We start from the raw sequence: 21,182 nt of genomic DNA on the forward strand, positions 1-21,182 counted from the left end.
CCGAATCGAGTCGAGAGATTGTGCGCGCCCGAAACGGGGCACTCCGGCGTGTAACGGTCCGGCCCGTCTCGACGGATATGTACTGAAAGGTAACTTCCGAGTTGTTCGTGGTGAGAAAATAGAGAACGACGTAGTCAGTTTGCTCGATGTGTTCGGTGCCCATCGTTGTCCGCCGCTTCGGCGGCCGGTGGGGGCGCGTGTGATTGTGGGAAAGAGAGGAATCGATTGGACCCGCTAGGTGTGGAAGGTGCTGGAGACGGCGACTCGGGAGTCGACAGTCGGCAGCATCCCTCGTTCCCACTGTCACCGGCCCAATTGGGGATGTGGTTCGCGCAGCACGTGGACCCCTCGGTACCCGCCAACATCGCGCAGTACGTCGAACTGCGCGGTGATCTCGACGTCGAACTTCTGCGTCGCGCATCGTCGCGAGCAGCCCTCGAACTGCAGTCCGGTTTCGTGCGTATCACCGAGATCGATGCCGAGCCGCGACAGATCGTCGACCCCTCGCTGGACGACTCGCTCGGACTGGTGGATCTGCGCGGCGAGAACGATCCGCGCGCGGCCGCCCTGGCGTGGATGCATGCCGATTACAGCGCACCCATCGACATTCTTCGCGACCGACTGATCGCGGCCACCGTCCTACGCATCGAGGACGATGTCTGGTTCTGGTACGAGCGCGTGCACCACGTCGTACTCGACGGCTTCGGTGCCGTCACGTTCATGAACCGCGCCGCGGAGCTGTACACAGCCGAGGTCGACGGTACCGAGCCGACGAAGAACCTGGCCTCGGATCTGAGCAAGGTCTACGACATCGAGATGTCCTACCGCGATTCGAGCCGTTTCCAGGCCGATCGCGAGTACTGGGCTTCCCGGATCGACGGAATCGACGGGGTGACGACCCTCGCCGGGCACACCGCGCCGCCGGCCCCGAAGAGTCAGATCGACAGCACCGCTCTCTCGGCCGCCACGATGAGCAGTCTCGATGCCCTGCGCGCCGAGACCGACACGACGATGGCGACCATCGTCATCGCCGCCTTCGCGGCGTACCTGGCCCAGATGACCGGCCGCGAGGATGTCGTGTTGTCGCTGCCGGTGACCGCACGAACCACCGCCGTGCTCCGCCGTTCCGGCGGGATGGTGTCCAACGTGGTGCCGCTCCGGCTCGACGTCTCGGGCGACACCACCGTCGAAACGATGCTGGCGCGCGTCAACGCGGAGGTCTCCGGGGCACTGCGCCACCAGCGCTACCGGCACGAGGACATTCGCCGCGACGCCGGCGGCGCGAGCGGTCAGGCCGCGTTCTTCGGTCCCTGGGTCAACATCATGCTGTTCTTCGGCGAGGTGCGTCTGGGGTCGATGGTCGGCGGAATCAACATTCTCTCGACGGGTCTCATCGAGGATTTCGGTCTCAACCTCTACACGAGCGTGGCCGGGGCCACGACCCATATCGACTTCGAGTCCAACCCCAATCTCTACGGACCCGACCAGTCCGGCCGCAATCACGAGCGGTTCGTCGACTTCCTCGGCCGCTTCGTGGCAGCAGCCCCGACGGACCTCGTCTGGAACCTGGCGCTGACCGACGGATCCGAGCGCGCGCTCGTCGTCTCCGAGTGGAACGACACCGAACACGAGACCACGCCGAGCACTCTGCTCACCGCGTTCGAGGCCGCTGCGGCAGCTCGTCCCGACGCCACCGCTCTGGTCTACGAGGGCGATGTCATCAGCTACGGGGAACTGTCTGCTCGGGTGAACGGACTCGCTCGTCATCTGATCGACATGGGCGTCGGGCCGGAGATTCTCGTCGGACTGTCCATTCGACGTTCGTTCGATCTCGTCGTCGGCATGTACGCCATCGTGGCCGCCGGCGGTGCGTGGGTACCGATCGATCCGGATCACCCCGCCGAACGCACGGCGTACATTCTCGATTCCGCGCAGCCACGCTGCGTGCTCATCTCGTCGCGTGACGACGTGTCGCTGCCCGAGGGCACCGACACGGTCGCCGTCGATCTGGTCGACTTGTCCGCTCGGTCGGCCGATCCGGTCAGCGATGCCGAACGCACTGCGCCGCTTCGGGTCTCGAACACCGCGTACGTGATCTACACCTCCGGCTCCACCGGCCGCCCGAAGGGTGTCGCGGTGGAGCACGCCGCAATCCACAATCAGATGGAGTGGATGCTGGCGGAGTATCCGATGGATACCTCCGATGTCTATCTGCAGAAGACGGCGACGACGTTCGACGTCTCGCTGTGGGGTTTCTTCCTGCCGCTTCGAGTGGGCGCGACGATGGTGCTCGCCACCCCCGACGGGCATCGCGACTCGGTCTACGTGGCGAACAGGATCGCCGAACATCGCGTCACGGTCACCGATTTCGTGCCCTCGATGCTGACGGTGTTCGTCGCCAACGCGCCGGCCAACACCTGTGCGTCGCTGCGTCATGTCTTCGTGATCGGCGAGGCGCTTCCCGTCGAGACGGCGGCAGCATTCCGATCGGTCTGCGCCGCGGGACTGCAAAACCTCTACGGTCCCACCGAGGCGGCGGTCTCGGTGACGTACCACGAGAGCAGCCCACAGGACACGCGAACCGTGCCGATCGGTGTGCCCGAATGGAACACCCGCGCCTTCGTACTGGACAGCCGGCTGCGACCTACTCCGGTGGGAGAAGCGGGCGAGCTCTACCTCGCGGGCGTCCAATTGGCTCGTGGCTACGTGGGCCGACCTGACCTGAGCTCGGATCGGTTCGTGGCCAACCCCTTCGGCGACGCCGGAGAGCGGATGTACCGCACCGGCGACCTCGTTCGGTGGCGCAGCGACGGAGTGCTCGACTACATCGGACGCACCGACTTCCAGGTGAAGTTCCGTGGCCAGCGCATCGAACTGGGCGAGATCGAGACCGTGCTGCTCGCGCACGAATCCATCTCGCAGGCAGTGACATTGGTCGTGCAGACCGTGACCGGCGATCAACTAGTCGCCTACGTCGTCGCCGGACCAGGGCGGTCCATCGACTCCGCCGCGGCCATCGAATTCGCCGGTCATGCACTGCCGTCGTACATGGTCCCCGCAGCAGTGGTCGTTCTCGATGCGCTGCCGCTCAACACCAGCGGAAAGCTCGATCGAAAAGCGTTGCCGGAGCCGGTGTTCAGCAGCGCCAAGAAATACCGAGCACCCCAGTCTCGCGCGGAATACGTCGTCGCCGGAATCTACGAGGACCTGCTCGGCGCATCCAAGGTCGGTCTGGACGAGGACTTCTTCGAGCTCGGTGGCAACTCGCTGATTGCGACCCAATTGGTGACGCGCGTCGGCGGCGCTCTCGGAGTGCGCCTCGGAGTGCGCGAGCTGTTCGAGGCACCCACGGTCGGTGCGCTTGCCGCTCGGGCCCAGTCGGCGGCCGGCCGCGGAGCCGACACCCCGATCCTCGAATCCAGGGAACGCCCCGACCGCATCCCGCTGTCGCCCGCTCAGCAACGTATGTGGTTCCTCAACCGGTTCGATCCGGCCACTGCGGTGTACAACCTGCCGTTCTCGGTCCATCTGAGCGGCCCCCTCGACGTGAGTGCACTCTCCGCAGCGTTCGCGGACGTCGTAGAGCGACACGAGACTCTGCGCACCGTGTATCCCGAGGTGGACGGATCACCCGAGCAGGTCGTGCTCGACGCAGCCAGGACACCGGCGACGATCATCCCGATTCGCATCGAGCGGCACGAGCTCGGTGGCCGATTGCACGAGTTGGTGGCCAAGGGTTTCGACGTCACGATCGACACGCCTTTCCGAATCGCGCTGTTCGAGATGTCGCCCGTCGAGCACGAATTGGCGATGGTCTTGCACCACATCGCTGCCGACGGAGCATCCTTCGGACCGTTGGCGCGCGACGTCCTGCTGGCCTATTCGAGCCGGATACAGGGCCGTGCTCCCGAGTGGACGCCGCTCGAGGTCCAGTACGCCGACTACGCCCTCTGGCAGCGTGCGGTACTCGGCCCCGAAACCGATCCACACTCCCTCGCTGCACGCGAAATCGCCTACTGGAACGCCACTCTCGAGGATCTGCCCGATCAGCTCGCGCTCCCGTCGAGCAGGCCGCGGCCGGCCGTATCCTCGAACGCAGGCAGCAAGCTGCGCATCGAGATTCCGGCCCGGCTACACGCCGCCCTGTCGGATCTCGCCCGCGCGAACAACTCGTCGCTGTTCATGGTGATGCAGTCGGCTTATGCGCTGTTGCTGGCTCGACTGAGCGGCACCACCGACATCGCCATCGGTGCACCGGTGGCCGGTCGCGGTGAGCCTGCACTCGACGACCTCGTCGGAATGTTCGTCAACACGTTGGTGCTGCGCACCGATGTCGATCCGGCGCTGTCGTTCGAGCAGCTTCTCGCTCGCGTCCGTGACACGGACCTGTCGGCGTTCGCGCATGCCGACGTTCCCTTCGAGCGCTTGGTCGAGGTTCTCAATCCGGTCCGCTCGACGTCGCGTCATCCGTTGTTCCAGGTGGCGCTCTCGCTGGAATCGGCCATGTCGCGTGAACTCACCGTCGGCGGGCTCCGCGCCGTGGCTGCCGAATTCGACGTCCCGATAGCGAAATTCGACCTCCAGCTCTGGCTCACCGAGCACCAGGTGGACGGAACTGCCGCGGGTATCGATGCAGTGTTCGAGTACGCCACCGATCTGTTCGACGCCGATCTGGTCGACAGCTTCGCGCGGCGTTTCCTGGGAATTCTGGACGCAGTCACCACCGACGCGTCGGTTCCGGTCGGCGATGTCGTCATCGTCGACGCCGCGGAATACGAGTCCGTCGTGTCCACGTGGAACGTCTCGGGACCGGACGTCTCTCGCGACGTGACGCTGATCGACCTGCTCGACGCCGCGGCCTCGGCGCGGCCGGACGGAGTGGCCGTGCGCTTCGGCGACACGTCGATGACGTACGCGGAGTTCGATGCCCGCACCAACAGCCTTGCCCGCGTACTCATCTCCAACGGAGTCGGCCCCGAAAGTCTCGTCGCGGTCGCCCTTCCGAGGTCGGCGGAACTCGTCGTCGCGTTGGTCGCGGTGGTCAAGGCCGGTGGCGGTTACCTCCCCGTCGATCCGAGCTACCCGCTGGACCGCGTCGAGTACATGCTCGACGACGCGCGCCCCACATCGATCCTGTTCTCGGGAGCAGACCCGGTCGAGCTGCCCGCAGACGTCGAATCTCGCATCGGCGCAACGTTCGTCGATATCGACACGCTCGATCTGTCGGAAATCTCGGACGCGCCGGTGACCGACGTCGATCGCATCCGTCCGCTTCGACCCAGCAATGTCGCGTACGTCATCTACACCTCTGGTTCGACCGGTCGTCCCAAGGGCGTTCTGGTTCCGCACCGCAACGTGGTTCGGCTGCTCGCGAACACCGATGCGGTCTACGGCTTCGGAGCCGACGACGTGTGGACGATGTTCCACTCCTACGCGTTCGACTTCTCGGTGTGGGAACTGTGGGGACCGTTGCTGTACGGCGGAACCCTGGTGGTCGTCGACTACTTCACCTCGCGCTCGCCCGAGGCGTTCCACCAACTGCTCGTGAACGAACGAGTGACGGTGCTCAACCAGACTCCGTCGGCGTTCTATCAACTGTCCGAGGCAGATCGCACCGCGTCCGCGACCAGCGGTGCGCTGTCGCTGCGCTACGTGATCTTCGGCGGCGAGGCACTCGAACAGCGTCGGTTGAGCGGGTGGTTCGACCGGCACGGCGATCGTGCGCCGCAATTGATCAACATGTACGGCATCACCGAGACCACCGTGCACGTGTCGTACCAGGCGCTGGGGTCCGCGTCCGTGGCAACGAGCGCGTCGGTGGTCGGCAAGCCGATCGCCGGACTGCGCGTCTACGTTCTCGACACCCGTCTGCATCCGGTGCCGGTCGGTGTTCCCGGCGAGATGTACGTCGCGGGTGGACAATTGGCGCGCGGGTACCTGGGACGAGCGCCGCTCACCGCAGTGCGGTTCGTGGCCGATCCCTTCGCGTCGGGTTCCGATACCGGGACGCTGCTGTACCGCACCGGCGACCTGGCGCAGTGGAACGCCGACGGCGAACTCGAGTACCTCGGCCGTTCGGACGACCAGGTCAAGGTGCGCGGGTTCCGAATCGAGCTGGGCGAGGTCGAGGCCGCGGTCACTGCTCACCCCGCCGTCACCCAGGCTGCCGTCGTCGTCCGCGAGGATTCGCCGGGCGCGGCTCGACTGGTTGCCTACGTGGTCTCCGCGATGGCGAACGGGCGACCGACCCTCGACCTCGAGGACCTGCGTACCGGCATCGCCGAACTGTTGCCGGAGTACATGGTCCCGTCGGCGTTCGTGGCGTTGGAGACGATTCCGTTGACGGTCAACGGCAAGCTCGACCGGCGTGCACTGCCTGCGCCGGTGTTCGAGGTCCGTGATTTCCGTGCTCCGACCACACCGATCGAGGAGATCGTCGCCGACGTCTTCGCCGAGGTCCTCGGCGTGGAGCGGGTGGGACTGGACGACGACTTCTTCGAGCTCGGCGGCAACTCGCTGATCGCCACTCAGGTGGTGTCACGGCTGGGAGTTGCCCTCGACGCCACCGTGCCGGTACGCATGCTGTTCGAGGCCTCGACGGTCGCACTGCTTGCCGTGCGCGTCGAACAAGCCGCGGGGGAGGGTGGCCGGGTTGCACTGGTCGCGACCGTCCGGCCGGAGCGCATCCCGTTGTCGCTTGCGCAGCAACGCATGTGGTTCCTCAACCGGTTCGACGTCGACTCCGCCGCATACAACATTCCGTTCGCGCTGAAGCTGACCGGCGACTTGGATGTCGCGGCACTGCAGGTCGCCATCATGGATGTGATCGACCGGCACGAGTCCTTGCGCACCGTCTATCCGGACACCGCGAACGGACCGCAGCAGTCCATCCTCGACGCCGCTCAGACGGTGCCGAACCTGATGCCGATTCCGACCTCGGCCGCCGACATTCAGCGGCAGGTGTTCGCGCTCGCGTCGACGGCGTTCGATGTGACCGTCAATGTTCCGATTCAGGCGCGGCTGTTCGAGATCGGTCCACGCGAACACGTGATCGCCATGGTGGTCCACCACATCTCGGCCGACGGTTGGTCCATGGGACCGCTGGCCCGCGACATCATGATCGCCTACGCTTCGCGCACCGCCTGGGAGAACCCGGCCTGGATGCCGCTGGAGGTGCAGTACGCCGACTACAGCCTGTGGCAGCGGTCGGTTCTGGGCTCCGAGGACGATCCGCAGTCACTGATCTCCGGTCAGGTGAACTACTGGGCCGACATCCTCGCGGGCCTACCGGATCAGCTCGATCTGCCGACCGATCGGCCACGCCCGAGCCGCCAGTCCTACCAGGGCTCCTCCATCGGCTTCGACGTGCCTGCCGATGTGCACCAAGGGCTGTCCGCTCTGGCGCACACCCACAACGCGTCGCTGTTCATGGTCGTCCACGCCGCCTTGGCCGTGCTGCTGGCCCGGCTGTCCGGTACCGAGGACATCGCCATCGGCACTCCGGTCGCCGGCCGCGGTGAAGCGGCGCTCGACGACGTGGTCGGCATGTTCGTCAACACACTCGTCCTGCGTACCGACATCGACTCCGGCCGTACGTTCTCCGAGCAGATCGGCCGCGCGCGCGAAGTAGCGCTCGGAGCTTTCGGGCACGCCGATCTACCGTTCGAGCGTCTGGTCGAGGTCCTCAACCCGTCTCGGTCTCAGGCCCGACACCCGCTGTTCCAGGTGATGCTCTCGTTCGAGAACCTCACCCGTACGCATGTCGATCTGCCGGGCCTGTCGGTGGACAGCGTCGCCCTCGACGCCGAGGTCGCCAAGTTCGACCTGCAGCTCACCGTCACCGAGTCCATCGGAGTCGACGGCCGCGGACAGGGCATGGCCGCCGAACTGACCTATGCGACAGACCTGTTCGATGCCGAGACCGTCCGCGGCTTCGCTGATCGATTCGTGCGGATGCTCACGGCCGTGGTAGCCGATTCGTCGGTGGCCGTCGGCGACATCGATCTGCTCGACGACGGCGAGCACGATCGCGTGGTGGCCGAGTGGAACGACACCCACCACGAGGTGCCCGCCGGCGTCACGCTGGTGGATCTGTTCGATCGACAGGTTGCTTCGACCCCGGACGCGCCTGCGTTGGTATTCGAGGGTGAGCGACTGACATACGCCGAGTTCGACGCACGAGTGAACCGTCTTGCACGCCACCTGGTGTCGTTGGGAGTCGGGCCCGACACGTTGGTCGGCCTCGCGATCGCCCGTAGCCTCGACTTGTTCGTCGGCATGTACGCGATCGTCAAGGCCGGGGCCGGATACGTTCCGATCGACCCTGCGCAACCGGCGGATCGCAACGACTACATCGTCGCCACCGCGGCTCCGATCCGGGTGCTGTCCACCGTGCGCGATCACGTGCAGTTCGCCGGCGTCGACACGATCGACATCGACACGCTCGATACCTCGAGTCTGTCTTCGGAACCGTTGCGCGACAACGAGCGACGCGCCCCGCTGCGTGCGCAGAACCTCGCGTACGTCATCTTCACGTCGGGTTCGACCGGTCGCCCCAAGGGCGTAGGAGTGTCTCACGGCTCGATCGTCAACCGACTGCTGTGGATGCAGGGCGAGTACGCCCTGACTTCGCGAGACGTGGTGCTGCAGAAGACGCCGTCGACGTTCGATGTGTCGGTGTGGGAATTCTTCTGGGCGCTCGAGGTGGGTGCCTCGGTGGTGATCGCCGTTCCCGATGGTCACCGAGATCCTACCTACTTGCTCGATGTCATTGCGCGCAAGCGTGTTTCGGTGGTGCACTTCGTGCCGTCCATGATGTCGGTGTTCGTGCCGGAGGTCGAGCGGCGTCGCAGCGCGGGAGCATCGCTTCGGTTGATGTTCGCTTCCGGCGAGGCATTGCCGCCCACCACCGCTCGCGCACTGCGGCGAGCGGTCAATTCGGTGGAACTACACAACCTGTACGGTCCCACCGAGGCGGCCGTGGACGTGACGTACCACGCCGTCACGGACTCGGATTCGGACGTGATGCCCATCGGTGCTCCGGTATGGAACACCGCTGTCCACGTGCTGGATTCGCGACTGCACCCCACCCCGGTCGGTGTTGCAGGTGAGCTGTATCTTGCCGGTGCCCAACTCGCGCGGGGCTACGTGGGACGCCCCGATCTGACTGCGGACCGCTTCGTCGCTCACCCGTTCGCCGCGGGCGGTGCGCGGCTGTACCGCACCGGCGACGTCGTGCGCTGGAATCGCGACGGCGAGCTCGAGTACGTCGGACGCTCCGACTTCCAGGTCAAGTTGCGCGGCCTACGGATCGAACTCGGTGAGATCGAAACCGCGCTGCTCGCACAACGGTCGATCTCTCAAGCCGTCGTCGTGGTCCGTCGCGACCAACTCGTCGGATACGTCGTCCCGTCCGGAGCGTCGGTCGACACCGGAGCCGTGCTGTCGGCGCTGCGGGGACGCCTGGCGGAGTACATGGTGCCGTCGACGCTGATCGTGCTGTCCGAGTTCCCACTCGGCGCCAGCGGAAAGCTCGATCGAAAGGCGCTGCCCGAACCCGCTTTCGAGGTCACCGAGTACCGCGAACCGACAAACGACATCGAACGCACGGTGGCCGAGGTGTATGCCCAGGTGCTGGGCGTCGAACGGGTGGGTCTCGACGACGACTTCTTCGAGCTGGGCGGAAACTCGCTCATCGCCACGCAACTGGTGTCCCGGCTCGGTGTCGCGCTGAATACCAGGATCGCCGTTCGCGAGCTGTTCGACGCGTCCTCGGTGGCCGACCTCGCAGCCAGGCTGGGGACCCTCGTCGCCACCGGAAGCAGGCCGCCGCTGGTACCGCAACAGCGCCCGCGGCACATACCGTTGTCGCTGGCGCAGCAGCGGATGTGGTTTCTCAACAAGTTCGACGTCGAGTCGGCGGCCAACAACATTCCGATCGCGGTGCGGTTGTCCGGTCTGCTCGATCGCCGGGCCATGCAGATCGCGGTCGCAGACGTCGTGGCCAGGCACGAGTCTCTACGGACGGTGTTCCCGGAGACCGACGGTACGGCTCACCAGGTGATCGTGGACGCGCACACGGCCACACCGGAATTGACGCCGATCGAAATCTCTTCGCACCAGGTGGCCGATGCGATGCGCGAGCTGGCGACCACAGGATTCGACCTGTCGAAAGACCTTCCGTTCCGCACCAGGTTGTTCGAGGTGAGCCCCACCGAGCACCTGTTGGTGTTCGTGGTCCACCACATCGCCGCCGATGGTTTCTCGCTGGGCCCGCTCACTCGCGACGTCATGAATGCGTACGCCGCGCGGTCGATGAACCAGGAGCCGTTCTGGACTCCGCTTCCGGTCGACTACGCGGATTACAGCCTGTGGCAGCGCGAGGTGCTGGGCTCCGAGGACGACCCCACGTCCGTGGTCTCGCAGCAGATCGGTTACTGGACGACGACATTGGCCGGTCTGCCCGATCAGCTCGACGTGCCGTCCGACCGTCCCCGGCCGGCGGTGGCGTCGAACAGTGGTGCGCTGGTCCGTTTCTCGATCGACGAGGATCTGCATCGCGCCCTGATCAAGGCGTCCCGACGTGAGAACGCGTCGCTGTTCATGCTGGTGCACACCGGCCTTGCGGTACTGCTGTCGCGGCTGTCCGGCGAGACCGACATCGCCATCGGCACACCTGTCGCCGGCCGTGGTGAGGCCGCACTCGACGATTTGATCGGCATGTTCGTCAACACCCTCGTGCTGCGTACGGAGATCGACTCCTCCCGCCGGTTCGATCAGGTCCTCGCCGATGCTCGCGAGACGGATCTTTCTGCACTGACGAACGTCGACGTTCCGTTCGAGCGATTGGTGGAGATCCTCAATCCCGCACGTTCCACGGCGCGTCATCCCCTCGTACAGGTGGTACTCGCGTTCCAGAACCTGGGGCAGAAGGATCTCGAGCTACCGGGACTGTCGGTCTCGGGCGTGGACTTCGAGACCCTGGTTGCACTGTTCGACCTGCAGTTCACGTTCGTCGAATCGATCGGGCCCAGCGGCGCGGCGCAGGGAATGACGTTCGACGTCACCTACGCCACCGATCTCTTCGACGAGTCGACTGTGATCACCCTGGGCGAGCGGCTGATCAAGGTCCTCGAAGCGATTGCCGAGAACCTCTCGACGGTCGTCGGTGACATCGAACTACTCGACGACACCGAGTCGAGGCGAGTGCTCCGAGACTGGAACGACACCGACCACGAGGTCGATCGCTCGCAGACGTTGGCCTCGTTGCTCGCAGCCCAGGTCGAGAAGACCCCGGCTGCAACGGCTCTGGTGTTCGAGGGTGAGTCGCTGACGTACGCGGAGTTCTCGAGTCGCGTCAACCGACTCGCTCGCGTGCTGATCGCTCGCGGAGTCGGGCCGGAGACATCGGTTGCCGTCGCCGCTCGCCGGTCGTTCGAGCTGTTGGTCGCCATCCATGCCATCGTGACCGCCGGCGGTGCCTACGTCCCCATCGATCCGGATCAGCCTGCCGAACGTACCGGCCACATTCTCGACACTGCGGCACCCGTGTGCATTCTGACGACCGGCCGCGACGGGTTCTCCTTCGACGCGAGTGTTCCCACCCTGGACATCGCCGAGAACTCCGCCGAGAACCTCGACGTGTCGGACGCTCCGATCGGCGACGCGGATCGGAGCGCCCCACTGCTGCCGTCGAATGCGGCTTACGTCATCTTCACCTCGGGCTCCACCGGAGTCCCCAAGGGTGTTGCGGTGACACACATGTCCATCGTCAACCGTCTGTCGTGGATGCGAGAGCACTTCCCTCTGACTGCCGACGACGTCATGCTGCAGAAGACGCCGGTGACGTTCGACGTCTCGGTACCGGAGCTGTTCTTCCCGTTGCAGATCGGGGCAACGTTGGTGATCGCGAAACCGGACGGTCACCGCGACCCGACGTATCTCGTCGACCTCATCGTCGAACGATCCGTCACCGCTGCTCATTTCGTGCCTGCACTGCTCGAAGTGTTCGTCGGCGAGGAGGGTGTTTCGCGCGCCGAGTCGCTGCGGATGGTGTTCGCGTCCGGTGAGGCCCTCTCCGCAGGTGTGGGCGCTCGGCTCCGGGACGTCTTGCCGAACACGACCCTGCACAATCTGTACGGTCCGACCGAGGCTGCGGTCGAGGTGACCTCGTACGACGTGACCGAGGCCGACGTCGACGTGGTTCCGATCGGTGCTCCGGTGTGGAACACCCGGACGTACGTGTTGGATTCGCGCTTGCGGCCGGTGGCTCCCGGAGTCGCAGGCGAGCTCTATCTCGCGGGCGTGCAGTTGGCGCGCGGATATCTGGACCGTGCCGACCTGACCGCCGACCGATTCGTCGCCGACCCGTACGGTGAACGCGGCGAGAGAATGTATCGCACCGGCGACCTGGTGCGTTGGCGTGACGAGCACCGTTCGGGTGCCGCCGGATCGGGTGGGGTGATCGAATACCTCGGCCGCACCGACTTCCAGGTCAAGCTCCGTGGACTTCGTATCGAACTCGGCGAGATCGAAACTGTGTTGCGGCGCCATCCCGGTGTCGGATCGGCCGTGGTGCTCGTTCATTCGAGCGAGGTGACCGGCGACCAGCTCGTCGCTTACGTCGTACCCACTCCGGGGTCGACCCTGGACCCGGCCGAGCTGACCGAGACGGCCGCACGTTCGCTCATCTCGTACATGGTCCCGGCGGCGTTCGTCGTACTCGATTCCCTGCCTCTCACACCGAGCGGCAAGCTCGACCGTCGATCGCTACCGGATCCCGAGATCGTTCAGCGCGAGTTCCGAGCACCGAGCACCGCCACAGAAATGATCGTGTCCGACGTCTTCCGCGAGATTCTCGGCGTCGACCGCGTGGGTGCGGACGACGAGTTCTTCGCACTCGGCGGAAACTCGCTCGTGGCGACGAGGGTTGCGTCGCGTATCGGCGTCGCACTCGACACCAGCGTGTCGGTTCGCGCGATCTTCGAGGCCGCCACGGTGTCTGCGCTCGCGGCCCGACTGGACGAGCAGTCCGGTTCGGGTGGACGAAAGTCTCTGGTGCGCAGCGAGTTGCCCGAGACGGTCCCGCTGTCGCTCGCTCAGCGCCGAATGTGGTTCCTGAACCAGTTCGACGTCGACGCCGCAACGAACAACCTCCCGGTGGCCATCGAGCTGACCGGCACGCTCGACGTCGATGCCCTGGCCGCAGCCGTCGCCGACGTCGTCGAGCGGCACGAGTCCTTGCGCACGGTCTATCCCGAGGTCGACGGCGTTGCGTCGCAGGTCATCGTCGACGCCGCGCAGGTGGTGCCGGAACTTCGCGCCCGTTCGGTCACCGAGGACGAGGTCGTCGGTGCGCTCACCGATCTGTTCATGGGCGGATTCGACGTCGCCACGGCACCGCCGCTGCGTGCAGCGCTGCTGCGGATCGAACAGGACCGTCATGTCCTCGCGTTCGTGACCCACCACATCGCTGCCGACGGCTACTCGATGGGACCGTTGACTCGTGATCTGATGATCGCCTACGGGGCCAGGTCTTCCGGCGTGGCACCGACCTGGGAGCCACTGCCCGTCCGCTACGTGGACTACACCCTGTGGCAGCTCGCCGAACTCGGTTCCGAGGACGATTCGCAGTCGCCGATCTCGACGCAGATTCGGCACTGGTCGCACACGCTGTCCGGACTACCCGACGAAATCACGTTCCCTGGCGATCGGCCTCGCCCGGACACCGCGTCGTATCGCGGTGGAAACGTCGTCCTCACTGTCGGTGCTGCAACCCGTTCGAGCCTGGTGGATCTGGCCCGCGATCATCAGTCGTCCCTGTTCATGGTGCTGCACACCGCACTCGCCGTACTGCTCGCGCGACTGTCGGGTGAACGGGACATTGCGATCGGTACACCGGTCGCAGGTCGAGGCGACGCGGCACTGGACGATGTGATCGGCATGTTCGTCAACACCCTGGTGTTGCGCACGGACGTTGCGTTGGATTCGTCGTTCGTCGGTGCGCTCGAGCATGTCCGGGAAACGGATCTGTCGGCGTTCGGCCACGCAGACGTTCCGTTCGAGCGGCTCGTCGAGGCTCTCGACCCGTCTCGTTCGGCCGCGCGACATCCGTTGATCCAGGTGATGCTGACCGTGCAGAACATGGAGCAGACCGAACTCGAGCTGCCCGGACTGCATGTGCGCGGACTCGATCTCGACATCGTGACGGCCAAGTTCGACCTGCAGTTCACGTTCACCGACAACGCTGACGGCAGCACGCGACTCGATGTCACCTATGCCCGCGACCTCTACGACGAGGACACCGCTCGCAGTTTCGGTACTCGGTTGCTGCGCATCCTCGACACGGTTGCCGAGAACTACGGCGTTCCGGTGGGAACCATCGAGTTGATGGACACTGCCGAGCGGGATCGCGTTCTGGCGCTTGCCCGGACGGCACCCGCCGTCGCGGATACGCCGGATACGCTGGTGGACCTGTTCGCTGCTCGCGTCGCCGAGGCACCCGAATCGATCGCCGTGGTGTTCGGCGATCACAGCTCGACCTACCGGCAGCTCGACGAGGCATCCAATGCGCTGGCCCGTCGCCTGTCGGCGGTCGGAGTGGGGCCGGAAAGCCTTGTTGCCGTGGTTCTTCGGCGGTCCACCGACCTCGTCGTCGGTTTGCTCGCGGTGCTCAAAGCAGGTGGCGGCTACGTGCCGATCGATCCGTCCTACCCGACCGATCGCATCGAGTTCGTGCTGACCGACTCGCGTCCTGCCGCGCTGTTGACCTGGTCCGGAGTCGAGGTCGATCTTCCGACGACGTTGCCGCGCGTCGAGATCGATTCGTCGAACGACGCGGTCGACACTGCGCCGCTGGAGCCGACCGAACTGCGTTCACCGCACTCCGATGCCCACGTCGCCTACGTGATCTACACGTCGGGATCCACCGGCAAGCCCAAGGGTGTGGTGATTCCGCATCGCAATGTCGTACGCCTGCTCGCGAACACACAGAGCCAGTTCGACTTCGGTCCCGGCGACGTGTGGACCCTGTTTCACTCGTACGCGTTCGACTTCTCCGTCTGGGAGCTGTGGGGCCCGCTGACCACCGGCGGGGCCGTGGTCGTCGTGGACTACTACACGTCACGGTCGCCGGAGGCTCTGCGGGAGTTGCTGGTCTCGGAACGGGTCACCGTGCTCAACCAGACACCGTCGGCGTTCTACCAGTTGGACGAGGCCGATCGAACATCAGCCACCACAGCCGATTTCGCGCTGCGGTTCGTGATCTTCGGCGGCGAGGCACTCGAGCTGCGCAGGCTGTCTGGCTGGTTCGCCAGGCACGGAGACAACCGTCCTCGACTGGTGAACATGTACGGAATCACCGAGACCACGGTGCACGTGTCGCACCGCGAGCTCGATGTGACATCGGCCGCGTCCGCCTCGGGTTCTCTCGTGGGACGGGCAATTTCAGGACTCGCGGTGTACGTGCTCGACTCCCGGCTCGGTCTTCTTCCGGTCGGAGTTCCCGGCGAGATGTACGTCTCGGGTGGGCAGGTCGCACGCGGATATCTCGGACGAGCAGGATTGAGCGCCACCCGGTTCGTGGCCGATCCGTTCGCTGCGGACGGATCGGTGCTGTACCGCACCGGCGATGTCGCGCGCTGGTCCGCTTCGGGTGAACTCGAGTTCGTCGGTCGTGCCGACGATCAGGTCAAGATTCGAGGATTCCGGATCGAGCTGGGCGAGGTCGAATCCGCTGTTGCCGTGGCGGCAGCCGTGGGTCAGGCAGCCGTGATCGCGCGCGAGGACACTCCGGGCGCGGCTCGACTGGTTGCCTATGTGGTGCCCGCGGCGGGTGCGGTCGTGGACGTCGACACCCTGCGCTCGTCGGTCGCCGAGAACCTCCCCGACTACATGGTCCCGTCCGCGTTCGTCGTACTCGACAGCATTCCGTTGACGGTCAACGGAAAGCTCGACCGGCGCGCGCTTCCCGCGCCCGCAGCTCAGCTCAGACAGTTCCGTTCGCCGTCCACTCCGATCGAGGAGATCGTTGCCGGTGTCTACGCCGGTGTGCTGGGAGTGGATCGCGTCGGACTCGACGACGACTTCTTCGAGCGCGGTGGAAACTCGCTCGTCGCAACCCAGGTGGTTTCTCGGATCGGTGCCGCCCTCGGCCGAAACGTGCCGGTGCGGATGCTGTTCGAGGCATCGACGGTCGAGTCGCTGGCGCACCGTGTCGAACGCAGCTCCGGGCCCGAGCGCCCAGCGCTGGTGGCGCGGCCGCGACCGGACTTCGTCCCGTTGTCGCTGGCGCAGCAGCGCATGTGGTTCCTCAACCGGTTCGACAACTCGTCGACGGCGTACAACATCCCGTTCGCGATGCGGTTGAGCGGCAGCCTCGACGTCGACGCGCTGGAGCAGTCCGTCCTCGACGTGATCGAACGTCACGAGACATTGCGTTCGGTGTACCCGGACTCGCCGGACGGGCCATATCAGGTGATCGTGCCGATGTCCGAGGTGCGCACAACACTGACCGTCGTGGACACCGATGCCGAATCCGTCGCTGACCGCGTCGGTGAACTGTTGGCGACGACGTTCGACGTCACCGCGTCGATCCCGTTGAAGGCGGTGCTCTTTCGGGTGTCGGACACCGAGTTCGTGCTCGGAATGGTCATCCACCACATCAGTGCCGACGGGTTGTCCACCGTTCCCCTCTCGACCGACGTGATGACGGCGTACGCCGCGCGCTCACGCCGGTCCGATCCGCAGTGGTCTCCGTTGGCCGTTCAGTACGCCGACTACGCACTGTGGCAGCGGGAGGTACTGGGCGACGACAGCGACGCCGACTCGATCGCAGCGCAGCAGATTCGGTACTGGACGGACGCGTTGGCCGACCTTCCCGAGCAACTGGATCTGCCGTTGGATCACCCACGGCCTGCCGAGCAGACCTTCCGTGGCAGCCGCATCGACTTCCACATCGATGCCGAGATCCGGGACGCACTGGTCGCACTTGCGCGTACCCACAACGCCACGGTGTTCATGGCCGTGCACGCAGCATTCGCGACACTGCTGGCCCGCATCTCCGGATCGCAGGACATCGTGGTCGGCACCCCGATCGCCGGTCGCGGCGAAGCGGAGATCGAGAACCTCGTCGGCATGTTCGTCAATACGCTGGTGTTGCGTCTCGACGCACGCGGCGATGCCAGCTTCGAGGACCTTCTGGTAGCGGCTCGCGAGACGGACCTGCAGGCGTTCGCACACGCGGACATTCCGTTCGAGCGTCTGGTCGAGGTGGTGAATCCGACCCGTTCGACGGCCCGGCATCCGCTGTTCCAGGTGGGCTTCTCCTTCCAGAACTTCGTGCGCCGCAGCTTCGAGTTGGACGGGCTCGACATCTCGGCACTCGACACCGACTCGACGACGTCTCAGTTCGATCTGCACCTGATCGTCACCGATACGTCCGGATCGAACGACCCGCAGAGCGGCGAGAACGGCGGGTTCGGGGCCATGTTGACCTACGCCACCGATCTGTTCGACGAGCGAACCGCCCGGACTCTGGTCGATCGGTTCCAACAACTGCTGGCCGCGATAGTCGCATCGCCTGCGACGGCCATCGGCGATCTGGATCTCTTGCTCGGCGACGAGCGCGAGACCATCGTCTCGCGCTGGAACGACACGGATCGCAGCATCTCCGAGAGCACGCTGACCGACCTCTTCGCTGCATCGGCGGCGCGAGATCGCAACGCCGTGGCTCTTGTCCACGACGAGGGAACACTCACCTACGGTGAGTTCTCCGATCGCGTCGCACGGCTGGCGCGTCATCTGATCTCTGTGGGGGTCGGACCCGAAGTGCGTGTGGGTCTTGCAATTCGACGTTCCGTCGATCTGCTCGTCGGCATGTACGCGATCTCGGCCGCGGGCGGTGCGTACGTTCCGCTCGACCCGGATCAGCCTTTCGAGCGCAACGCGTTCGTCCTCGAGACGGCCGAACCCCTGTGTGTGCTCGTCGCCGCGAACGGTGCAGACGAGGACGGGATTGCCTCGGTCGCGACGGCCGTCGACATCACACAGCTCGACCTGTCCGGCTATTCCGCCGAGCCGGTGACTTCGCTCGAGCGGTCGTCCGTGCTGCGCCCCGAGAACACCGCGTACGTCATCTTCACCTCGGGTTCGACCGGGCGACCCAAGGGCGTCGCGGTGAGCCATGGTGCCATCGTCAACCAACTCGGGTGGATGCGTGAGGAGTACGGCCTCGACAGTCAGGACACGTCGCTGCTGAAGACGGCGGCAACGTTCGACCTCTCGGTGTGGGAGTTCTGGTCTCAGCCGACGTCGGGCGGACGTGTAGTCATCGCGGCTCCCGACGGTCATCGCGATCCGGATTATCTCCTGGCGGCGATGCGCGAGCACGAGGTGACGACGTTGCATCTGGTGCCGTCGACGTTGACGATGCTCACAACTGTCGCCGGCGGTTCCCTTGCACCCTCCTTGCGTCGTGTGCTGGCCATCGGCGAAGCACTTCCGGCTGCGGTAGCGCAGGATTTCCGGCGTCGGAACACCGCCGAGCTGTACAACCTGTACGGGCCTACCGAAGCCGCTGTGTCGGTGACGGCTCACCCGGTGACCGATGCCGACACGGTCGTCGTTCCCATCGGTGTGCCGGAAGCGAACACTGCTGTCCACGTGCTCGATTCGCGACTGCACCCGGTTCCGGCGGGAATCACGGGCGAGCTGTACCTCGCCGGTGATCAGCTCGCACGCGGATACTTCGGCCGCGAGGATCTCACCGCGGAACGGTTCGTTGCGAACCCGTTCTCGGTGGACGGCGGGCGGATGTACCGCACCGGAGACCTGGTGCGGTGGCGTCTGGCGGGCGGCGATTCCGAGGGTGTCGAAAGTGCACGACTCGAGTACGTCGAGCGAGTCGACTTCCAGGTCAAGATCCGGGGATTCCGGATCGAGCTCGGCGAGATCGAAGCCGCAGTGCGTGCACTGCCTCAGATCGCCGAAACCGCCGTCGTGGTCCACCGGGACTCGGTGGTCGGTCAGCAGTTGGTTGCGTACCTGGTGGGTATCGACGGATCGGCTCCCGATACGGCGGCAGCCGAGAAGGATCTCGCGCGCGTCCTGCCGTCGTACATGATCCCGGCCGCGTTCGTTGTGCTCGAACGGCTTCCGCTCAACGCCAACGGAAAGCTCGATCGCGCGGCACTTCCGAACCCGGAGTTCGCGACAGCCGAGTTCCGGGCACCGGTGGGACCCGTCGAGGAGATCGTCGCGCAGACCGTCGTCGACCTGCTCGGGCTGGACCGCGTCGGACGAGACGACGATTTCTTCGCGCTCGGCGGCAACTCGCTGATTGCAACGCAGTTGGTGTCCCGTCTCGGACAGGCGCTCGATGCGCAGGTGCCGGTGCGCGCAGTGTTCACGGCCTCGACGGTCGAGGGCCTCGCAGCTCACATCGCGCCCCTCGTCGGCGGGGGAGCCCGCCGGGAGCTGACCTCGGGCGCGCGGCCCGAAATTCTGCCGCTCTCGGTGGCCCAGGACCGGATGTGGACGATCAACCGAGTCGATCCGGCGTCCGCCGCGTACAACATTCCGGTGGCGGTCCGACTGACCGGCGAGCTCGACGCAGCTGCTCTCGCGGCGGCATTCGACGACGTGGTGGCCCGACACGAGGTTCTGCGGACCCGGTATCCGGAGGGCGCGGACGGTCCGATGCAACTCATCGGATCGGTCGCCGACGTCGGGGTCGACCTCACCCCGGAGAAGGTCGCCCGAGACGCATTGCCCGCCCGCCTGATGGAGGTACTCGGGACCGGTTTCGACGTCACGACCGCAGTGCCGGTACGTGCAGCTCTGCTCGAGGTCGGTGCGGACGAGCACATTCTGGCCGTGGTCGCGCACCATATCTCCGCCGACGGATTCTCCATGGGCCCGCTCATCCGTGACGTGATGGTGGCATACACGGCACGCGTCGACGAAGGCATGCCCACGTGGGAGCCGCTCGACGTCCAGTACGCCGACTTCGCGATCTGGCAGCGGGAAGTACTCGGCAGCGAGGCCGATCCGGATAGTGCGCTCGCCCGACAGCTGTCCTACTGGACCGAACGACTGTCCGGAGCTCCGGAAGTGCTGGAACTACCGACCGATTCACCGCGTCCGGCCCGGCCGTCGATGCACGGCGCTGCCTATCGGTTCACCATCGGTCGGGATGTCGCCGGTCGCATCGAGGAGATCGCGCGGGAGCACGCGGCCACCACGTTCATGGTGGTCCACAGCGCGTTCGCCGTCCTGCTCTCGCGGCTGAGCAACTCCGCCGACATCAGCATCGGCACGCCGAGCGCCGGTCGCGGTGAGCAGAAACTGGACGACCTGGTCGGCATGTTCGTCAACACTCTGGTTCTGCGTACCCGCGTGCAGCGCGCCGATTCGTTCCTGGATCTGTTGCAGCAGGCCAAGGAGACCGATCTCGCCGCGTTCGGCAACGCGGACGTGCCGTTCGAGCGTCTCGTCGATGCGCTCGGTCGGGCCAGGTCTACTGCATACACGCCGTTGTTCCAGGTGATGCTGACGTTCCAGAACCACACCACCGGAACGTTCGAGCTGCCAGGACTGCGCATCGAGGCGCTCGACGCCGGCGACGACCAGGCGAAGTTCGACCTGCAGTTGACCGCGGTCGAGTCGTTCGACGAGGCGGGATCACTCGCTGCGATCGAGGCGACGTTCACCTATGCGACGGAGCTGTTCACCGAGACGAGTGTTGCGATCTTCGCCGAGCGCTTCGGAAAGATCCTCGAGGCGGTCACGGCCGATCCGACGGTGGCCGTGGGCTCCATCGACGTTCTCACCGACGACGAGAAGGCCGAGTTCGCACCCAAGGCCACTCCGAAGACGATCGACGACCTGCCCGAGTTGGTGGCGCAGGCCGCGGCCGTGGCACCGGACGAGATTGCGTTCGAGCACGAGTCGACACGGGTGACGTTCGCCGCCATGAACGACAAGGTGACGCAGACGTCGGCGACGATGGGCGGTGCCATGAAGCCGCAGGCACTCATGACGGTGACATTGTCCGCTCTGGTGCCCGGCATACTTCCGGCCCTCGGTGCACAAGGGCTCACCATGGCTTTGGCATCGTTGATCGAACGTGCGGAGTCGGTGATCGCGTCATCGTGAGCGGTGCCGATCCCGGCAGCACGTATCCC

1 protein-coding gene is annotated in these 21,182 nt (G+C 65.6%); it reads left to right on the forward strand.

Annotated features, from left to right (window positions below):
* Positions 1-240: 240 nt before the first annotated feature.
* A complete protein-coding gene (locus ACIGGF_RS19040; protein WP_397522720.1) occupies positions 241-21,153 on the forward strand; it encodes a non-ribosomal peptide synthase/polyketide synthase in 20,913 nt (6,970 codons plus the stop codon).
* The last annotated feature ends 29 nt before the right edge of the window (positions 21,154-21,182 follow it).

The organism is Rhodococcus sp. NPDC078407 (assembly GCF_044542515.1).
In the GTDB taxonomy this organism is placed as follows: Bacteria; Actinomycetota; Actinomycetes; order Mycobacteriales; family Mycobacteriaceae; genus Rhodococcoides.